This is a genomic window from Microbacterium sp. PF5 (genome assembly GCF_004794315.1).
Taxonomy (GTDB): domain Bacteria; phylum Actinomycetota; class Actinomycetes; order Actinomycetales; family Microbacteriaceae; genus Microbacterium; species Microbacterium sufflavum.
On the sequence record NZ_SSDQ01000112.1, the window covers coordinates 1 to 1005 of the forward strand.

1 protein-coding gene is annotated in these 1005 nt (G+C 75.3%); it reads left to right on the forward strand.

What is annotated here, in order from left to right; translation table 11 throughout:
- Positions 1-1005: hypothetical protein (locus tag DW297_RS09600; RefSeq protein WP_205828264.1), on the forward strand; the 1005-nt coding region annotated here is incomplete at both ends.

A 1005-nucleotide genomic window follows, 5' to 3' on the forward strand; every position in this document is an offset into this window, starting at 1 on the left:
CCCCGAGATCGGGCTCGTGCCGCAGGACCCCGCCACCTCCTTGGGCTCCGCCTCCGGGCCACGCGCCTCGGGTCCCGGCGTCTCCGGACCCGCCTCCGCCTCCGGCCCCGCGTTCGCCTCCGCCTCCGCCCGGCACGAGAGCGCGGCGTCCGGGCCGCGCGAGGCCGCCCCGGAGGCCGCCGCCGGGCACAACGTCGACCCCTCGTCCGAGGGGGACGCTGTCCCGAAGCCCCACGGCACCGCGGCGGAGGACGCACCGTCGCTGCCGCTCGCGCGGCGTCGCCGGGCGTCGATCGTCGTCGCCGCGGCCCTCGCACTGGTGGCGGTCGGGGTGGGAGCGGGCTGGGCGCTGTTCGCCCCGCGCGACGCCGCGCTGCCCTTGACCGCCGCGCAGGAGCAGCGCCGCGCCGAGCTCGCGGCCGAGGACTACGACCGGGGATCGGTGCGGGCGGTGGCGCAGAGCGACGACGCGCTCGCGTGGTTCGCGACGCAGGACGACGCCCGGCGACTGTGCCTGGTGCTCGATGTGGGCGACCGCTCGCAGTCGACCTGTCTGCCCGCGGACGACGCCGCGGACGGCATGAACGTCACGGTCCCTGTCCCGATCGACCCGCCGGGCGACGAGGGCGGGGCCGCGGTCGAGAACGTCGTGGCCACGCTGCTGCTGTCGGTCGACGACGAGCCGATGGTGAGCATCCAGCGCTGGAGCATGAACTCGTCGGTGCTGTCGCAGTTCGAGGGCGAGCAGCGCACCAGGGCCGAGGAGCTCCTGGCGGACGGCTACGAGCTCGGGCTGTCGCTGGTGGGGTTCTTCCACGGGGAACCGGTGTGGCTGGCCGACCGTCCGTCGGACACCGGTGTGTCCCTGCGGTGTCTGATCGTGGATGCCGACGCCTCGCGCCAGTGCGCCCCGATCAGCGAGGCCCTGGAGTCCGGGCTGGGGGTGCAGGTGGTCGACGTCGATCAGGGCGAGCTGTGCGGTCCGACTCGACATCGCCTCCATGC